12 protein-coding genes are annotated in these 15,483 nt (G+C 60.8%); 8 read left to right on the top strand and 4 right to left on the bottom strand.

The features are described 5' to 3' along the window. Positions 1-171: 171 nt before the first annotated feature. Positions 172-831 carry a YggS family pyridoxal phosphate-dependent enzyme gene (locus DTW90_RS13965; RefSeq protein WP_132522453.1) on the top strand — a complete coding sequence of 220 codons (660 nt, stop codon included), beginning with the start codon at positions 172-174 and terminating at the stop codon, positions 829-831. Between the two features lie 94 nt (positions 832-925). Then, a complete protein-coding gene (locus DTW90_RS13960) occupies positions 926-2,842 on the top strand; it encodes a propionyl-CoA synthetase (RefSeq protein WP_149339018.1) in 1,917 nt (638 codons plus the stop codon). Positions 2,843-2,922: 80 nt separating this feature from the next. On the opposite strand, the gene DTW90_RS13955 is transcribed toward DTW90_RS13960, so the two are convergent. Next, positions 2,923-3,630, bottom strand: coding sequence for a DUF1013 domain-containing protein (locus DTW90_RS13955; RefSeq protein WP_149339016.1), 708 nt, complete (start codon positions 3,628-3,630; stop codon positions 2,923-2,925). 231 nt (positions 3,631-3,861) lie between these two features. Between DTW90_RS13955 and acs the strand changes: the two genes are divergently transcribed. Further along, on the top strand, positions 3,862-5,820 hold the full coding sequence (gene acs / locus DTW90_RS13950; RefSeq protein WP_149339014.1) for an acetate--CoA ligase: 1,959 nt from the start codon (positions 3,862-3,864) through the stop codon (positions 5,818-5,820). Between the two features lie 51 nt (positions 5,821-5,871). On the opposite strand, the gene DTW90_RS13945 is transcribed toward acs, so the two are convergent. Next, on the bottom strand, positions 5,872-6,306 hold the full coding sequence (locus DTW90_RS13945; protein WP_246664945.1) for a thermonuclease family protein: 435 nt from the start codon (positions 6,304-6,306) through the stop codon (positions 5,872-5,874). Positions 6,307-6,382: 76 nt separating this feature from the next. After that, the gene (locus DTW90_RS13940; protein ID WP_149339010.1) at positions 6,383-6,610 is read right to left on the bottom strand and encodes a DUF1674 domain-containing protein; all 228 of its coding nucleotides are present in this window, start codon (positions 6,608-6,610) and stop codon (positions 6,383-6,385) included. A gap of 107 nt (positions 6,611-6,717) precedes the next feature. On the opposite strand from DTW90_RS13940, the gene htpX reads away from it, so the two are divergent. From htpX to lpxE, 5 genes are all read left to right on the top strand, one after another. Then, a complete protein-coding gene (htpX, locus tag DTW90_RS13935; protein ID WP_132522441.1) occupies positions 6,718-7,701 on the top strand; it encodes a zinc metalloprotease HtpX in 984 nt (327 codons plus the stop codon). Then, positions 7,698-9,116, top strand: a complete 1,419-nt coding sequence (locus tag DTW90_RS13930; RefSeq protein ID WP_149339008.1) for a transcription antitermination factor NusB — start codon at positions 7,698-7,700, stop codon at positions 9,114-9,116. Before htpX ends, DTW90_RS13930 begins: the two co-directional genes overlap by 4 nt. Positions 9,117-9,275: 159 nt before the next feature. Continuing rightward, the gene (locus tag DTW90_RS13925; RefSeq protein ID WP_149339006.1) at positions 9,276-10,898 is read left to right on the top strand and encodes a heparinase II/III family protein; all 1,623 of its coding nucleotides are present in this window, start codon (positions 9,276-9,278) and stop codon (positions 10,896-10,898) included. A 94-nt stretch (positions 10,899-10,992) separates the two neighbouring features. Further along, positions 10,993-12,609 (top strand): bifunctional phosphoribosylaminoimidazolecarboxamide formyltransferase/IMP cyclohydrolase, encoded by a 1,617-nt coding sequence (gene purH / locus DTW90_RS13920; protein ID WP_149339004.1) that lies wholly within the window; start codon positions 10,993-10,995, stop codon positions 12,607-12,609. Between the two features lie 141 nt (positions 12,610-12,750). Further along, complete coding sequence (lpxE, locus tag DTW90_RS13915; protein WP_149339002.1) at positions 12,751-13,518, top strand: lipid A 1-phosphatase LpxE; 768 nt, start codon at positions 12,751-12,753, stop codon at positions 13,516-13,518. A gap of 34 nt (positions 13,519-13,552) precedes the next feature. On the opposite strand, the gene DTW90_RS13910 is transcribed toward lpxE, so the two are convergent. Further along, on the bottom strand, positions 13,553-15,439 hold the full coding sequence (locus DTW90_RS13910; protein ID WP_132522431.1) for an MFS transporter: 1,887 nt from the start codon (positions 15,437-15,439) through the stop codon (positions 13,553-13,555). Positions 15,440-15,483 lie beyond the last annotated feature (44 nt).

The following is a 15,483-nucleotide window of genomic DNA, read 5'->3' as shown; positions in this document are numbered from 1 at the left end:
GAGTTGGTGGTGACCTTCATCACGAAACCAATCGAGCGTCAAGTTTGGCGGGTATTTCAGAAGTCGAGACAGGGGCTTTAAGCGTCGGATTCTGCAAGCTGGGCCTTGGCAAGAGCGTGGCCGCTCTTTACTTCAGAAATCACGAAGCAGCACTTATGTCGAGGCGAGACGATGGAACTTCAAGAGCGGCTGAACGATGTGCGTCTGCATGTTGCAACAGCGGAACAGCAGGCGGGGCGCCCCGAAGGTTCGGTGCAGATCGTCGCCGTCTCGAAGACGTTCGAGGCGGACGTGATCCGGCTGGCGATCGAATCGGGCCAGCGTGTCTTCGGGGAAAACCGTGTCCAGGAAAGCCAGGGCAAGTGGCCGGAACTGAAGGCCGAGACATCCGGTATCGAGCTCCATCTCATCGGGCCGCTGCAATCCAACAAGGCTGCCGAGGCGGTGGCGCTATTCGACGTCATCGAGACTGTCGACCGTGAAAAGATCGCGCGCACGCTGGCCGACGAGATGAAGCGCCAGGATCGCGTCCTCAGGCTCTACGTGCAGGTCAATACCGGGCTTGAGCCGCAGAAGGCGGGGATTGCGCCGGACGATGCCGTTTCCTTCGTGACGCTGTGCCGTGACGAACTGGGGCTTTCGATCGAAGGTCTGATGTGCATTCCGCCGGCAGAAGAAAATCCGGGTCCGCATTTTGCACTTCTTGCGAAGCTTGCAAAGAAATGCGGTGTCGAGAAGCTCTCGATGGGCATGTCCGGCGACTATGAAACCGCCATTGCCTTTGGCGCCACCAGCGTTCGTGTGGGTTCCGCTATTTTCGGAGCACGCTGAGCCGAAGCTTTTACCGCTTTGGTCGGGCTTCCTGTATCCTATCCCCTCCCCTAGATTATCCTGATATCGGCTTGCATATCCTGGGGAGGAGCGAATGCAGAGCGAGTATGATCAGGTCTATGCGGCCTGGAAGAGCGATCCCGAGGGTTTCTGGGAGCGCGCTGCAGAGGGTCTCGATTGGTTCAAGCCTTCGGAACAGGTCTTTGCCGCTGACGATGGCGTCCATGGCCGCTGGTTTACCGGCGCCGAGACCAACACCTGTTACAACTGCGTCGATCGGCATGTCCTTGCCGGACGTGGGGCCGATACGGCTGTCATCTTCGACAGCCCGATGACGGGTGCCAAGCGCCGCTTCAGTTTCGGCGACGTGCTGCGCGAGGTGAAGGCAATTGCGGCCGTCTTGATCGGTCTCGGCGTCGGCAAAGGCGACAGGGTCATTCTGTATATGCCGATGGTGCCGGAAGCGGTCTTCTCCATGCTCGCCTGCGCGCGCATTGGCGCAGTTCATTCCGTCGTCTTCGGCGGATTTGCCGCAAATGAACTGGCGAGTCGCATCGACGATTCCGGTGCGCAGCTCGTCATCACGGCGAGCTGCGGGCTGGAGCCGGGCCGTGCGGTTGCCTACAAACCCTTGCTGGACCTGGCGATGTCCCTGGCCAAGGTGAAGCCGGAACATTGCCTTGTGCTGCAGAGGCCGGAGTTGGTGGCCGAGCTGTTGACCGGAAGAGATATCGATTTCGAGACCGCGGTTATGGAGGAGCGGGAGCGCGGCGCCGATATCGCTTGCACGCCGGTCGGAGCCACCGACCCGCTCTATATACTCTACACGTCGGGGACCACGGGTCAGCCAAAAGGCGTTGTGCGCGACAATGGCGGGCATATGGTTGCGCTTTATTGGTCGTTGTCGGCGATCTTTGGGATGAAGCCGGGAGAGGTTTTCTGGGCCGTCTCGGATATCGGCTGGGTGGTTGGCCATTCCTACATCGTTTATGCGCCGCTGCTTGCCGGTGTCACGACCGTCGTCTTCGAGGGCAAGCCGGTGGGCACGCCGGATGCGGGAACGTTCTGGCGGATTTGCGCTGAGCATCAGGTCAAGGTGCTTTTTGCCGCGCCGACGGCGTTTCGCGCCATCAGGCGTGACGATCCCGAAGGCGATTTCATCAAGGCCTATCGCATGCCGCATTTTCGGGCGCTGTTTCTCGCCGGCGAACGCGCAGACCCGGAAACGCTGAAATGGGCGGAGCGGATGCTGGGAGTGCCGGTCATCGATCATTGGTGGCAGACGGAAACGGGCTGGCCGATCGTCGCAAATCCGCTGGGGCTCGGTCTCTTGCCGGTCAAGCATGGCTCACCGTCGGTGCCGATGCCGGGTTATGCGGTCGAGATTCTCGACGATGCGGGCCATCCCGCGCCTGCGGGAACCCTCGGCAATGTCGTTCTCCGGCTGCCCTTGCCGCCCGGTTGTCTGCCGACGCTGTGGAACGCGGACGAGCGCTTTCGAGCGGTCTATCTCACGGAGTTTCCCGGCTATTACAAGACCGCCGATGCCGGCTATATCGACGAGGGCGGCTATCTCTTCATCATGGCGCGCACGGATGACATCATCAATTGTGCGGGCCATCGGCTGTCCACGGGGGCGATGGAGGAAGTGTGCGCGCGCCACCCCGATGTCGCGGAATGCGCCGTCGTCGGCGTCAGCGACAGCCTTAAGGGACAGGTGCCCTGCGGCTTCCTCGTGCTGAAGAAAAATGTTTCACGGGAAACAGTGGCTATCGAGAACGAGGTTGTGCGGCTGATCCGTGACGAAATCGGGCCGGTTGCCTGCTTCAAGACGGCAATCGTCGTCAAGCGACTGCCGAAGACCCGCTCCGGCAAGATCCTGCGGGGGACGATGCAGAAGATCGCAGATGGCGTGCCATGGAAAATGCCCGCCACCATCGACGATCCCGCCATCCTCGACGAGATTGGTGCCGCCTTGCGTGAGCGAGGATACGGTTCGGTGGCGCTCTAGGCGCCTCCCTCGTCTCTCAAAGGCAAAAATAAAGCCCGGCGAAAAGCCGGGCTTGATCCATGTCCTGGAAGTGGTCGATCTTAGTACTGATCGTCCTCGTCTTCGTCCTTGGGGGTCGACTTGAGCGACTTGAGCTTGGCGAAAACGGCGTCGGCGTCGATTTCCTTTTCCTTCTCGTCGTCGCGATCATAGCTGAAGCCGAGCTTCTCGGTTTCCTGCGCCGGCTGCAGCGTTGCGCCGAGTTCGGCGGCGGTCGGCAGCGGACGGCCCTTGGCGGCCTTTTCGACTTCCATGTCGAGGTCGATCTGGCTGCAGAGGCCAAGCGTGACCGGATCCATCGGGGTCAGGTTGGTCGAGTTCCAGTGTGTGCGGTCGCGGATCTGCTCGATGGTCGACTTGGTCGTGCCGACGAGGCGGGAAATCTGCGCGTCCTTCAGTTCCGGATGGTTGCGAACCAGCCAGAGAATGGCGTTCGGGCGATCCTGGCGCTTGGAAACCGGCGTGTAGCGCGGGCCCCGACGCTTGGATTCCGGCACGCGAACCTTCGGCTCGGAGAGCTTCAGCTTGTAGTTCGGGTTGCCTTCCGCGCGGGCGATTTCATCGCGCGACAGCTGGCCTGTCGAAATCGGATCCAGGCCCTTGATGCCCTGCGCGGCTTCGCCGTCCGCGATTGCCTTGACCTCGAGCGGATGCAGCTTGCAGAACTGCGCGATCTGGTCGAAAGACAAGGCGGTATTGTCGACGAGCCAGATGGCGGTCGCCTTCGGCATGAGCAGTTGTTGAGCCATGGATATAGTCCTTCTGTCGTCCGCGCCGGTGTCGCGGTCGGTGGGTTTCACCATATTGTCCGGGAAATATAGCGCTATATAACCGCAGTGACACAGAATTGCAATTCTTTGAGGACGAAATGACCTTTGTCTAATTGCTCCCGTGACTTGACCTGCTATTGATTGGCCCGAAAGACCGCCCATACTTCCTCGAACCGGGTATCGCGGCGGCGCATATTTGAGGAGGAAACCATGTCGGAAAAGATTTATCCGGTCACCAAGGCCGTCAAAAGCCATGCCCTGATCGACAAGGCCAAATATGAGAAATGGTATCAGGAGAGCGTCGAGGATCCCGACAAGTTCTGGGGCAAGCATGGCAAGCGCATCGACTGGTTCAAGCCCTATACCAAGGTCAAAAATACGTCCTTCAAGGGCAAGGTTTCGATCAAATGGTTCGAGGACGGGCTCACCAACGTTTCCTATAATTGCATCGACCGGCACCTAAAGACGCATGGCGATCGCGTCGCTTTCATCTGGGAAGGCGACAATCCCTATATCGACAAGAAGGTCACCTATAACGAGCTTTACGAGCATGTCTGCCGCATGGCGAACGTGCTGAAGAAGCATGGCGTCAAGAAGGGTGACCGTGTCACCATCTACATGCCGATGATCCCGGAAGCGGCCTATGCGATGCTGGCCTGCGCGCGCATCGGAGCTGTCCATTCCGTGGTCTTCGGAGGCTTTTCACCTGATGCGCTCGCCGGCCGCATCGTCGACTGCGAGTCCACCTTCGTCATTACCTGCGACGAAGGTGTGCGCGGCGGCAAGCCGATCCCTCTCAAGGACAACACCGATTCCGCCATCCATATCGCCGCGCGCCAGCATGTAATTGTCGACAAGGTACTCGTCGTGCGCCGTACGGGCGGCAAGACCGGCTGGGCGCCGGGACGCGACCTCTGGTATCACCAGGAAGTCGCCACCGTGAAGGCCGAATGCCCGCCTGTCAAAATGAAGGCCGAGGATCCGCTGTTCATCCTCTATACGTCGGGGTCGACAGGCAAGCCCAAGGGCGTGCTGCACACGACCGGCGGCTATCTCGTCTTCGCGTCGATGACGCATGAATACACGTTCGATTACCATGACGGCGATGTCTACTGGTGCACGGCCGATGTCGGCTGGGTGACGGGTCATTCCTATATCGTCTACGGGCCGTTATCGAACTGCGCCACCTCGCTGATGTTCGAGGGGGTGCCGAACTTCCCGGATCAGGGGCGCTTCTGGGAGATCATCGACAAGCATCAGGTCAATATCTTCTACACGGCGCCGACGGCGATCCGTTCGCTGATGGGGGCCGGCGATCACTTCGTGAAGCGTTCCTCGCGCTCCAGCCTGCGCCTGCTAGGCACGGTTGGTGAGCCTATCAATCCCGAAGCCTGGGAATGGTACTATCATGTCGTCGGCGACGGACGCTGCCCTGTCGTCGATACATGGTGGCAGACGGAAACCGGCGGCCACATGATCACGCCGCTGCCGGGCGCCACGGCCCTGAAACCCGGCTCCGCAACGACGCCCTTCTTCGGCGTCAAGCCCGAGCTTGTCGATCCGGAAGGCAAGGTGCTCGAGGGCGCTGCCGACGGCAACCTGTGCATCTCCGACAGCTGGCCGGGCCAGATGCGCACGGTCTATGGCGACCATGAGCGTTTCATCCAGACCTATTTCTCCACCTACAAGGGGAAGTACTTCACCGGCGACGGCTGCCGCCGGGACGAGGACGGCTATTACTGGATCACCGGGCGCGTCGACGACGTGCTCAACGTTTCCGGCCATCGCCTCGGCACGGCCGAGGTCGAGTCGGCGCTCGTTTCGCACAATCTGGTGTCGGAGGCGGCCGTCGTCGGCTATCCGCACGCGATCAAGGGTCAAGGCATCTATTGCTACGTCACCCTGATGGCCGGTCACGAGGGTACGGATGCCCTGAGGCAGGACCTGGTGAAGCATGTCCGCACCGAGATCGGTCCGATCGCGGCGCCGGACAAGATCCAGTTCGCCCCGGGCCTGCCCAAGACCCGATCGGGCAAGATCATGCGCCGTATCCTGCGCAAGATCGCCGAAGACGATTTCGGTTCGCTCGGCGATACCTCCACACTGGCTGATCCAGCCGTCGTCGACGATCTCATTGCAAACCGGCAGAACAAGGCGAATGCCGCCTGAGTCTTTTAGGTTGAAGCTGGAAAGCTGCCGCTTGATGCAGAGGCGGCTTTTTCATTCGGAACTGCAGGGTGTCGCCGGTTTCCTGCCGCCGTTATATAAAACGGCGTATCCTTCCTGCAGAAGATCATGAGCCGGATTCCGTCCGTCCTTGGTCGTCACGTCGGCCAGGATACGGCCGAAATACTTGTCGCCGGAAATTTTTGTCAGCTCGATTTCGCCTGTGGCCGGCATGATTGCCTCCAGCGCTTCCTGCGCCTTTTGCGCGGCGGCGCGAACCGCCTCGCATTTCGAATGAAGCTCCGGCGCATCGATGCCGCGCAGCCGGACATAGACCTCGATCGTCTGCTGCGGCCACGGCATTGCTTCGACGAGAATGGTGTCACCATCGACCACCCGAATGATCTCGGCGGAGACAGGGCCGTCGATGGTTTCATGGACGGTCTGCGCCCTCGCCGATGTTGCCAGCGACGAGGCAAGAAGAATCAAGATGGGAATCAAGCGAGAGCGAAACATATCAGGAATTATTTCCTGATATGTTCGAAAGTCAATAGGAATATTTACCTTAGAAGTCGATTGCCCGACCGTTGATCTCCCAGTCGCCGAAGCGCGACGGTTCCGCGCCACCGCGTCCACCGATCTCCGGGGGAAGGTCAGGCGAGGTTTGCGTCCGGCGGCGTTCCTCGGCCTCGGCAAGTGCGCGTTTGGCGGCAGGCGACAGAGGCTTGCGTGGCGCACCCGAGCTGATTGTCTCTTCGGGGCTTGCGCTATTGTCGTTATCCGCTGTCTGCATGGGGCTCTCCGGCCAGGAAATATTGAATTGGGTGGTCGAATTCCCAAATGATAGTGCGACGGGGTTCAAATAAAAAGGTTTGGACCCATGCTTTACGGAGATGACAGATGAACCTCATGCGCACTGCCATGTTGCTTGCCTTCATGACGGCCCTGTTCATGGGGGTCGGTTATCTCATCGGTGGCCAGGCCGGAATGATGATTGCTCTCGTCGTCGCTGCCGGCATGAACTTCTTTTCCTACTGGAATTCGGACCGTATGGTCCTGTCGACCTATCATGCCCAGGAGGTCGATGAGCGCGCTGCTCCCGAATTCTATGGCATTATTCGTGATCTGGCCCGGAACGCCGGCCTGCCGATGCCCCGTGTCTACCTCTATGACAGTCCGCAGCCGAACGCGTTTGCGACCGGGCGAAATCCTGAGAACGCTGCAGTTGCTGCCTCCACCGGCCTTCTGAATGCGTTGACGCCTGAGGAAGTCGCCGGCGTCATGGCGCATGAACTCGCCCATGTGCAGAACCGCGACACGCTGACGATGACGATTACGGCCACGCTTGCGGGCGCAATCTCCATGCTCGGCAATTTCGCGTTTTTCTTCAGCGGGCGCCGCGACAATAACAATCCGCTCGGATTTATCGGCGTGCTGGCTGCCATGATCGTCGCTCCGCTTGCCGCCATGCTGGTGCAGATGGCGATCAGCCGGACACGCGAATATTCGGCCGACCGGCGTGGCGCCGAGATCTGCGGCAATCCGCTCTGGCTCGCCTCGGCGCTGAACAAGATCGCCCGCAGCGCCGAGCATGTCCCGAACTATGATGCCGAGCGCAATCCGGCGACCGCGCATATGTTCATCATCAATCCGCTGTCCGGTGAGAATATGGACAATCTTTTCTCCACGCACCCGAACACGGAAAACCGCATCGCCGCGCTGCAGGAGATGGCGCGGGGCACGGGGGGCAGCCCGGCACCAATTTCCGACTTTGGGTCGACGCAGAGTGCAAGGGCTGCTAATCCGGGGCGCAAATCGCGCTCCGTGCCGGATACGGGTCTGGGTCGCGGTGGCTCGCAACCGCCCAAAGGACCCTGGTCTTGAGTTCAGACGAAAAGAAGAAGCCTTTTAGAAGTGGAAGCAGACGGCCGGACGGCGGATCGTCCAACAAGCAGCCGCAGGCCGCTGTTACCGATAAGCCGGGGCTTGCTGCAAGGGCTGCTGCCTCGAAGATCCTGGGCGCCGTCATCGATCGCAAGACGCCGCTCGATGGAATGCTCGATGCGGAAAGCGGCAATCCGGCCTACCGGGCGCTTGGCGAAAGCGACCGGGCGCTGGTGCGTGCGATCCTGAATTCGGCGCTACGGCATCTGCCGCGCATCGAGGCGGCCATCGATTCGCTTCTGGAAACGCCGCTTCCGGAGGGCGCTCGCGCGCTTCACCATGTTCTGGTCGTGGGCGCCGCGCAGATGCTCTATCTCGATGTGCCGGATCATTCCGCCGTCGATATCGCCGTCGAACAGGCCAACCAGGATCCGCGCAATCGCCGCTTCGCCAAATTGGTCAATGCGCTGCTGCGGCGTATCGGCCGGGAGAAGCAGGCTATTCTCGAGCGTGTCGCCGACGTCCCGGCCATGCCGTCCTGGTTCCTTTCCCGGCTTCAAAAAGACTATGGCCGCGAGGCCGCGCTTGCGATTTCAGAGACACAGCTCGAACCCGCGGCGATCGATCTGACCGTCAAATCCGATCCGGAAGGATGGGCAGCAAGGCTGAACGGCGTCGTCCTGCCCACGGGCGGCATACGACTTGCCGCCTTTGAAGGCTCGGTTCCCTCGCTCGACGGATTTTCCGAAGGAGAATGGTGGGTACAGGATGCGGCGGCCAGCATTCCAGCCAAGCTTTTCGGCTCGCTCTCGGGCAAGCGCGTCGTCGACCTCTGCGCAGCACCGGGCGGCAAGACCGCGCAGCTCGTACTTGCCGGCGGCGCGGTGACGGCGCTCGACCAATCGGCCAGCCGTCTGAAGCGCCTGTCCGGCAATCTGGCGCGCCTGGGCATGGAGGCGGAGACCGTCGTTGCAGATATGTCGAAATTCCAGCCCGCGGAGCTTTTCGATGCCGCGCTGCTGGACGCGCCATGCTCTTCGACAGGCACGACGAGACGCCATCCCGACGTTCTCTGGACCAAGGGGCCGGAGGATATCGCCAAGCTCGCAGCACTGCAGGAAAGGCTGCTTCGCCATGCGCTGACGCTGGTCAAGCCCGGCGGGACAGTGGTCTTTTCCAATTGCTCGCTCGACCCCGAAGAGGGCGAGCGGGTGGTCGAACGTCTATTGGCCGATACGCCTGATGTGGAGCGTGTGCCCATCGCATCGGGTGACTGGCCGGGTCTTGAAACCGCCATCACGCCTCTCGGCGAGTTTCGCACGACGCCGGTCATGCTGTCGCCGGGCAGTGGTTTTGCTTCGGGGTTGGACGGGTTCTTTGCCTCCGTGCTCCGTCGCAAGTCCCTGGGTGATTAGTTCATCCACAGCTCATCTGATCAGAATGGATCACTTAAGGATGAATTGACGCATTCGTAACCTCCTCTTAACCATTGAGGAGGGAGAATAAGCTAAAGCAAATATGCAATTTCCGGCAGGCGGTTGGTGAGTTTACACGTGCGGGAAGCATGGCGGCGGATGTCGCGCCGCGCGGCGTTGGCGCGTTTGCGCCTCACCCGCCACACAGTTCGTGTGCCGGAACGGCTGATTGTCGCTCCGACCGATCTCAGATCCATCGATCCCTACGTTGCCGCCGAACTCCTCAATGGCCGCATTCCCCTGGCCGGACGGGTGCTGGAAACCAACGGCAAATCTCCTTTTTCGCTCGAACTGCCGTCGCAGATGTTTGCGATCCGCCTGCACGCCTTTCACTGGCTCCGGCATATCAGGGCGGAGAAAACCGATCAGGCCTGTGCTGTGGCGCGAGCGATCGTCAATGACTGGATCGCCGTCCATGGCCGCCGCATTCAGGGAATTGCCTGGCATGCCGATACGGCCGCGCAGCGATTGATCGCATGGCTGTCGCACTCGCCTGTCGTCTTGCAGGGCACCGACAGCGGCTTCTACCGTCGCTTCATGCGCTCGCTCATTTTCCATGTTCGCTATCTCAGGCGCGTTGCGGCGACGGCGCCCGATGGCGAGGTGCGCTTTCGTGTCCGTATCGCGCTTGCGATGGCCTCGGTTGCCATGCCGGCGCGAAACGGCACGATCAAGCGCACCGGGCAGGCACTGGATAACGAGATCGATCGGCAGATTCTCGCGGATGGTGGCCATATCTCACGCAATCCGCGCGCAGCGCTGGAGCTGCTGCTCGACCTGCTGCCGCTCAGGCAGACCTACGTCAATCTCGGGCACGATGTGCCGGCACGGCTGATTGCCGGGATCGACCGCATGTATCCGGCGCTGCGCTTCTTTCGGCATCATGATGGCGATCTGGCGCTTTTCAACGGCGCGACCTCGACGCTTGCCAATGAGCTGATGTCGGTGCTGCGCTACGACGAGAGCGCCGGCCAGCCGTTCAAGGCATTGCCCCATACAAAGTATCAGCGGCTCGCCGCGGCCCAGACGCTGGTCATCATGGATACCGGCATTCCCTTTTCCACTGATCTCTCGCGAACGGCGCATGCCGGCTGCCTGTCCTTCGAGATGTCATCAGGCAAGCATCGCTTCATCATCAATTCGGGCTCGCCGAAATTTGCCGGCGATCGCTACGTGCAGATGGCCCGCGCCACCGCGGCGCATTCGACCGTTACCCTCAACGACACATCCTCAAGCTCTTTTTCGCGCTCGGGTTTCCTAGGGCCTGTGATGATGAGCGGCGTCCGCAATGTCCCGGTGGAACGCGTCGAGACCGAGGACGGGCGCGATTGCGTGAAGGCGTCGCATGACGGCTATCTCGCGGCCTTCGGCGTCTATCACGAACGTGAATTGACGCTAAATGCCAGCGGCTCGATCCTGACAGGTCGCGACCGTTTCTTCGTTCCTGAAGGCAAGAGCATGAAGGGGGAAAATCGCGCCTCGGCACGCTTTCATGTGCACCCCACGATCAGCCTCGTCCAGAACGAGACCGATTCAGCGATGCTGGTTGCTCCTGATGGCGAAACCTGGCTGTTTTCGGCGCCCGGTTGCGAGGTGCTGATTGGCGAAGATATCTTTTTCGCCGATGCATCAGGCGTGCGGGCGTCTGACCAGATCGAGGTCACGTTTTCGCTTTCCGACAAACCCGAAATCCGCTGGTTTTTATCCCACCGTCAGGCTTGAGTGTTTCCTCCCCTGTCAAGCTGTGATAACGCGGCGCCATCAAGCTCCAGCGTCCCTGCCGGATGTCTCCCGCACGCCAAACCGGAGAAAGCTCATGGCCGTCGTTTCCAAGAAGATTCCCGCCCCCGATAAGGTCAAGGTCAAGACGGCGCTGCTGTCGGTTTCAGACAAGACCGGCATCGTCGAGCTGGCACGCGCGCTGACCGACCAGGGTGTCAGGCTGCTATCGACCGGCGGCACGCACAAGGCCATCGCAGCAGCCGGTCTTGCTGTAACCGATGTTTCCGATGTCACGGGCTTTCCTGAGATCATGGACGGCCGGGTCAAGACGCTGCATCCGGCCGTTCATGGCGGCCTGCTCGCGATCCGTGACGATGAAGAGCATCAGGCGGCAATGAAGGCGCATGGCATCGAGGGGATCGATCTCGTCGTCGTCAATCTCTATCCCTTCGAGGATGTGCGAGCTGCCGGCGGCGATTATCCGACGACAGTCGACAACATCGATATCGGCGGTCCGGCGATGATCCGCGCCTCGGCCAAGAACCACGCTTATGTAACGATCCTGACCGATCCGGCAGATTATGCGGAGCTGCTGTCGCAGCTGTCTTCCGACAATGGCCAGACGATCTATTCCTTCCGCCAGCGCATGGCCGCCAAGGCCTTTGCCCGCACCGCAGCCTACGATGCGATGATCTCCAACTGGTTTGCGGATGCGCTCGATATCGCCACGCCACGCCACCGTGTCATCGGCGGCGTGCTTCGCGAGGAAATGCGCTACGGCGAGAACCCGCACCAGAAGGCTGCCTTCTATGTCACCGGCGAGAACCGGCCCGGCGTATCGACGGCAACGCTGCTGCAGGGCAAGCAACTTTCCTACAACAATATCAACGACACGGATGCCGCTTACGAGCTGGTTGCCGAGTTCTTGCCCGAGAAGGGGCCGGCCTGCGCCATCATCAAGCATGCCAACCCTTGCGGCGTTGCCACCGGCCCAAGCCTAGTCGAGGCCTACAAGCGGGCGCTGGCTTGCGATCCGGTCTCGGCCTTCGGCGGCATCATTGCGCTGAACCAGATCCTGGATGCAGCGACGGCCGAAGAGATCGTCAAGCTCTTCACCGAAGTCATCATCGCCCCTGAGGTGACCGAGGAAGCAAAGGCGATCATCGCCGCCAAGCCGAACCTGCGTCTTCTCTCGGTCGGCGCCCTGCCCGATCCACGCACACCCGGCATCACGGCAAAGACCGTCTCCGGCGGGTTGCTGGTCCAGGGTCGCGACAATGCGCTGGTCGAGGACATGGAACTCAAGGTCGTGACCAAGCGTGCGCCGACCGCGCAGGAGCTTGAGGACATGAAGTTCGCCTTCCGCGTCGCCAAGCATGTGAAGTCCAATGCTGTCGTCTATGCCAAGGACGGCCAGACGGCGGGCATCGGTGCCGGCCAGATGAGCCGTGTCGACTCCGCCCGTATCGCGGCGCTCAAGGCCGAGGAAGCCGCAAAGGCCATGGGTCTCGCCGAGCCGCTGACTCGCGGTTCAGCCGTCGCCTCCGAGGCGTTCCTGCCGTTTGCGGACGGTTTGCTGTCTGCCATCGCGGCAGGCGCGACCGCGGTCATCCAGCCGGGCGGCTCGATGCGCGATGAAGAGGTGATCGCGGCCGCGAACGAGCACAATGTCGCGATGGTCTTCACCGGCATCCGGCATTTCCGCCACTAAGGGATATCCTCTCTTTCAAATCGGATATCCCTTGCGGATGCTGTGAACTGTCGCAGATCCGTAAAAAAATTGTTGCAAGGGGCTGCTACCACCATCTCGCTGGCGCAGAGGGCGTGCCGGCGACGAGGGAAGGTGGTGGAGATGCAGGCAATCCTGGTTTCGCTCGACAGGAGATGGAAGCGCGGTAAGGGTGGCTTTGCACCTTTTCACTGGAAGATCTGTTTGTTCATGACAGCCAATATCGTGCTGTTGTCGGCTCTTCTGCTGGATGCTCCCGTCGGTGCCAACGCCAAGAACCTTGCTCCGCCAATCCATTTCTTCGCAAAGCTTCTCACCAATTTCGGCGAGTCCGGCTGGATCATCATCGTCAGCGCCTTCCTGTTTTTCGAGGGCCTTGCCGGCAGCCGCCTGCTGCGCTCGGCGCGCTGCCGTTGCCAGGCGGTACAGTTCAGCCGCATCGGCGGCTATCTGCTCATTTCCATCGCTCTTTCAGGCATTCTCGTGAATATCCTGAAGCGCATCATCGGCCGCGCGCGGCCCATGCATTATGATGATTGGGGCATTCTCGGCTTCTCGCCTTTCAATGGCCATGCCAGCTTCGAGAGTTTTCCGTCCGGTCATGCCACGACGATCGGCGCCTTCTTTGCAGCACTTGCCTTTCTCTCTCCGCGCTATCGTTTCGTCTTTGCGGCCTGCGCGATCTGGCTTGCCGCAACGCGCGTGATGATCGGTGCACATTATCCGAGCGATGTCATTGCCGGTCTGGCGCTCGGCGCTTGGTTCTCCTTCATGCTGGCGATCGTCTATTCCCGCTATGGCCTGCTCTTCAGGATCGGCGAGAATGGCTGGCCCGTGCCGCGCCTGCCGATCATCCGCTCGACATCGGCAAATGAAAACCCGGCGCCCTGAGGCACCGGGTTCGTCACGCGACGGCTGGGGGTGGTCAGTCCATCGCGTTGATGTCGCGATCCTTTGTCTCCGGTAGGAACAGCATGCCGATGACAAGCGTGATTGCGGCAAAGACGATCGGATACCAGAGGCCGTAATACATATCGCCCTTGGCCGCGCTCATCGCGAAGGCCATGGCGGGCAGCAGGCCGCCGAACCAGCCGTTGCCGATGTGGTAGGGCAGCGACATGCCGCTGTAGCGGATGCGTGTCGGGAAGAGCTCGACGAGCAGGGCTGCGATCGGGCCGTAAACCATCGTCACATAGATGACGAGAACCGTCAGGATGGCGATCGTGCCGAACCAGTTGACCGCTGCCGGATCGGCGACCATGGCGAACGCGCCGCCGTTTGCGATCGTATAGACCGGCATTTCGGTCAGGCCGTTGGTTTCTTCCTTGGTGATCAGCTTGTCGGCGACGAGCTTGTCGACCGGCACCATCGCCTTGTCCCCGCCTCTGACCGCGTCTGCATTAAGGCTGAGTTCGGGATTGGCGTTGATGAAGCCGTCGAGCTTGATGTCAGGCACCTTGATGGCGCCGCGGACCAGCGGATAGCCACCGTCATGCAGCGCCACGTTGATGCCTTTCTCGAAGGCGCTGTTCAGTGACTTCGCCTTGTCGCCGGCGGCAACCGCGTCATAGCTCGGCACCGTCTCGTTGCCGATCTTGACCGAAGCAGCCTGTCCCGGTGCTCCCGCCACGATGTCGTAGGGCACCGAGTTCTTGGTCAGGAAGGCGGTCGCCACATCGCAGGAGCTGGTGAATTTCGACGTGCCTGTCGGGTTGAACTGGAACTTGCAATCGGCGGGATCGGCGGTGACGGTCGCGCGGACAGTCGCCTGGGCCTGGGCAAGAGCAGGATTGGCCGTCCAGGTCATTGCCTTGAACAGCGGGAAGTAGGTCAGCACGGCAAGCAGCAATCCGAGCATGAGGATCGGCTTGCGGCCGACGCGGTCGGATAGCCAGCCGAAGAACACAAAGAAGCTCGTCCCGATGAGAAGAGCGACTGCGACCATGATGTTGGCAGCCCGAAACTCCACCTTGAGCACGTTCTGCAGGAAGAACAGGGCGTAGAACTGGCCGCAGTACCAGACAACCGCCTGGCCCATGGTCGCGCCGAAGAGCGCAAGAAGCGCGATCTTGGCGTTCTTCCAGGTTCCGAATGCTTCAGTGAGAGGAGCCTTCGAGCCCTTGCCCTCCGCCTTCATGCGCTGGAAGACCGGCGACTCGTTCATCCGCATGCGGATCCAGACCGAAATACCCAGCAATACGAAGGAGACGAGGAACGGAATGCGCCATCCCCAGGCACCGAAATCCTCCTTGCTCATGAAGCCTTGAACGACAAGGATGACAATGAGCGACAGGAACAGACCAAGCGTTGCCGTCGTCTGTATCCAGGAGGTGAAGTAGCCGCGCCTTCCCTGAGGGGCATGTTCGGCGACATAGGTCGCAGCACCGCCATATTCGCCGCCGAGTGCCAGACCCTGCAGCAGGCGCAGCGCAATCAGGATGACCGGTGCGGCAAAGCCGATAGAGCTCGCTCCGGGCAGCAGACCGACCAGAAAGGTCGACAGACCCATGATCATTATGGTGATGAGGAACGTATATTTGCGGCCGACGAGATCGCCGAGCCGGCCGAAGACAAGCGCGCCGAAGGGACGAACCAGAAAGCCGGCCGCGAAAGCCAGCAGCGCGAAGATGTTGCGTGTCGTTTCGGGATACTGGGTGAAGAAGGTCGCGCCGATATAGCTGGCGAGCGAACCGTAGAGATAGAAGTCATACCATTCGAAAACGGTACCGAGTGAAGAGGCAAAGATGACCTTCTTCTCCTCGCCCGTCATGGGGCCGGCCTTGGGGCGGCCCACGCTTGCAACATTCGCCATTTTCTGTCCTCCAACAGAGTGTGTCCAAGCGCGTCTGACCCAAC

The sequence above is a fragment of the Neorhizobium sp. P12A genome (assembly GCF_008365395.1).
Taxonomy (GTDB): domain Bacteria; phylum Pseudomonadota; class Alphaproteobacteria; order Rhizobiales; family Rhizobiaceae; genus Rhizobium.
Note: the sequence above shows the minus strand (reverse complement) of the source record. Positions and strands in the feature narration are given on the sequence as shown.

Excerpts from the sequence above, each read along its gene's own strand:
- DTW90_RS13965 (WP_132522453.1), top strand. The coding sequence starts at position 172 with ATGGAACTTCAAGAGCGGCTGAACGATGTGCGTCTGCATGTTGCAACA.
- DTW90_RS13960 (WP_149339018.1), top strand. The coding sequence starts at position 926 with ATGCAGAGCGAGTATGATCAGGTCTATGCGGCCTGGAAGAGCGATCCC.
- DTW90_RS13955 (WP_149339016.1), bottom strand. The coding sequence starts at position 3,630 with ATGGCTCAACAACTGCTCATGCCGAAGGCGACCGCCATCTGGCTCGTC.
- acs (WP_149339014.1), top strand. The coding sequence starts at position 3,862 with ATGTCGGAAAAGATTTATCCGGTCACCAAGGCCGTCAAAAGCCATGCC.
- DTW90_RS13940 (WP_149339010.1), bottom strand. The coding sequence starts at position 6,610 with ATGCAGACAGCGGATAACGACAATAGCGCAAGCCCCGAAGAGACAATC.
- htpX (WP_132522441.1), top strand. The coding sequence starts at position 6,718 with ATGAACCTCATGCGCACTGCCATGTTGCTTGCCTTCATGACGGCCCTG.
- DTW90_RS13925 (WP_149339006.1), top strand. The coding sequence starts at position 9,276 with ATGTCGCGCCGCGCGGCGTTGGCGCGTTTGCGCCTCACCCGCCACACA.
- purH (WP_149339004.1), top strand. The coding sequence starts at position 10,993 with ATGGCCGTCGTTTCCAAGAAGATTCCCGCCCCCGATAAGGTCAAGGTC.
- lpxE (WP_149339002.1), top strand. The coding sequence starts at position 12,751 with ATGCAGGCAATCCTGGTTTCGCTCGACAGGAGATGGAAGCGCGGTAAG.
- DTW90_RS13910 (WP_132522431.1), bottom strand. The coding sequence starts at position 15,439 with ATGGCGAATGTTGCAAGCGTGGGCCGCCCCAAGGCCGGCCCCATGACG.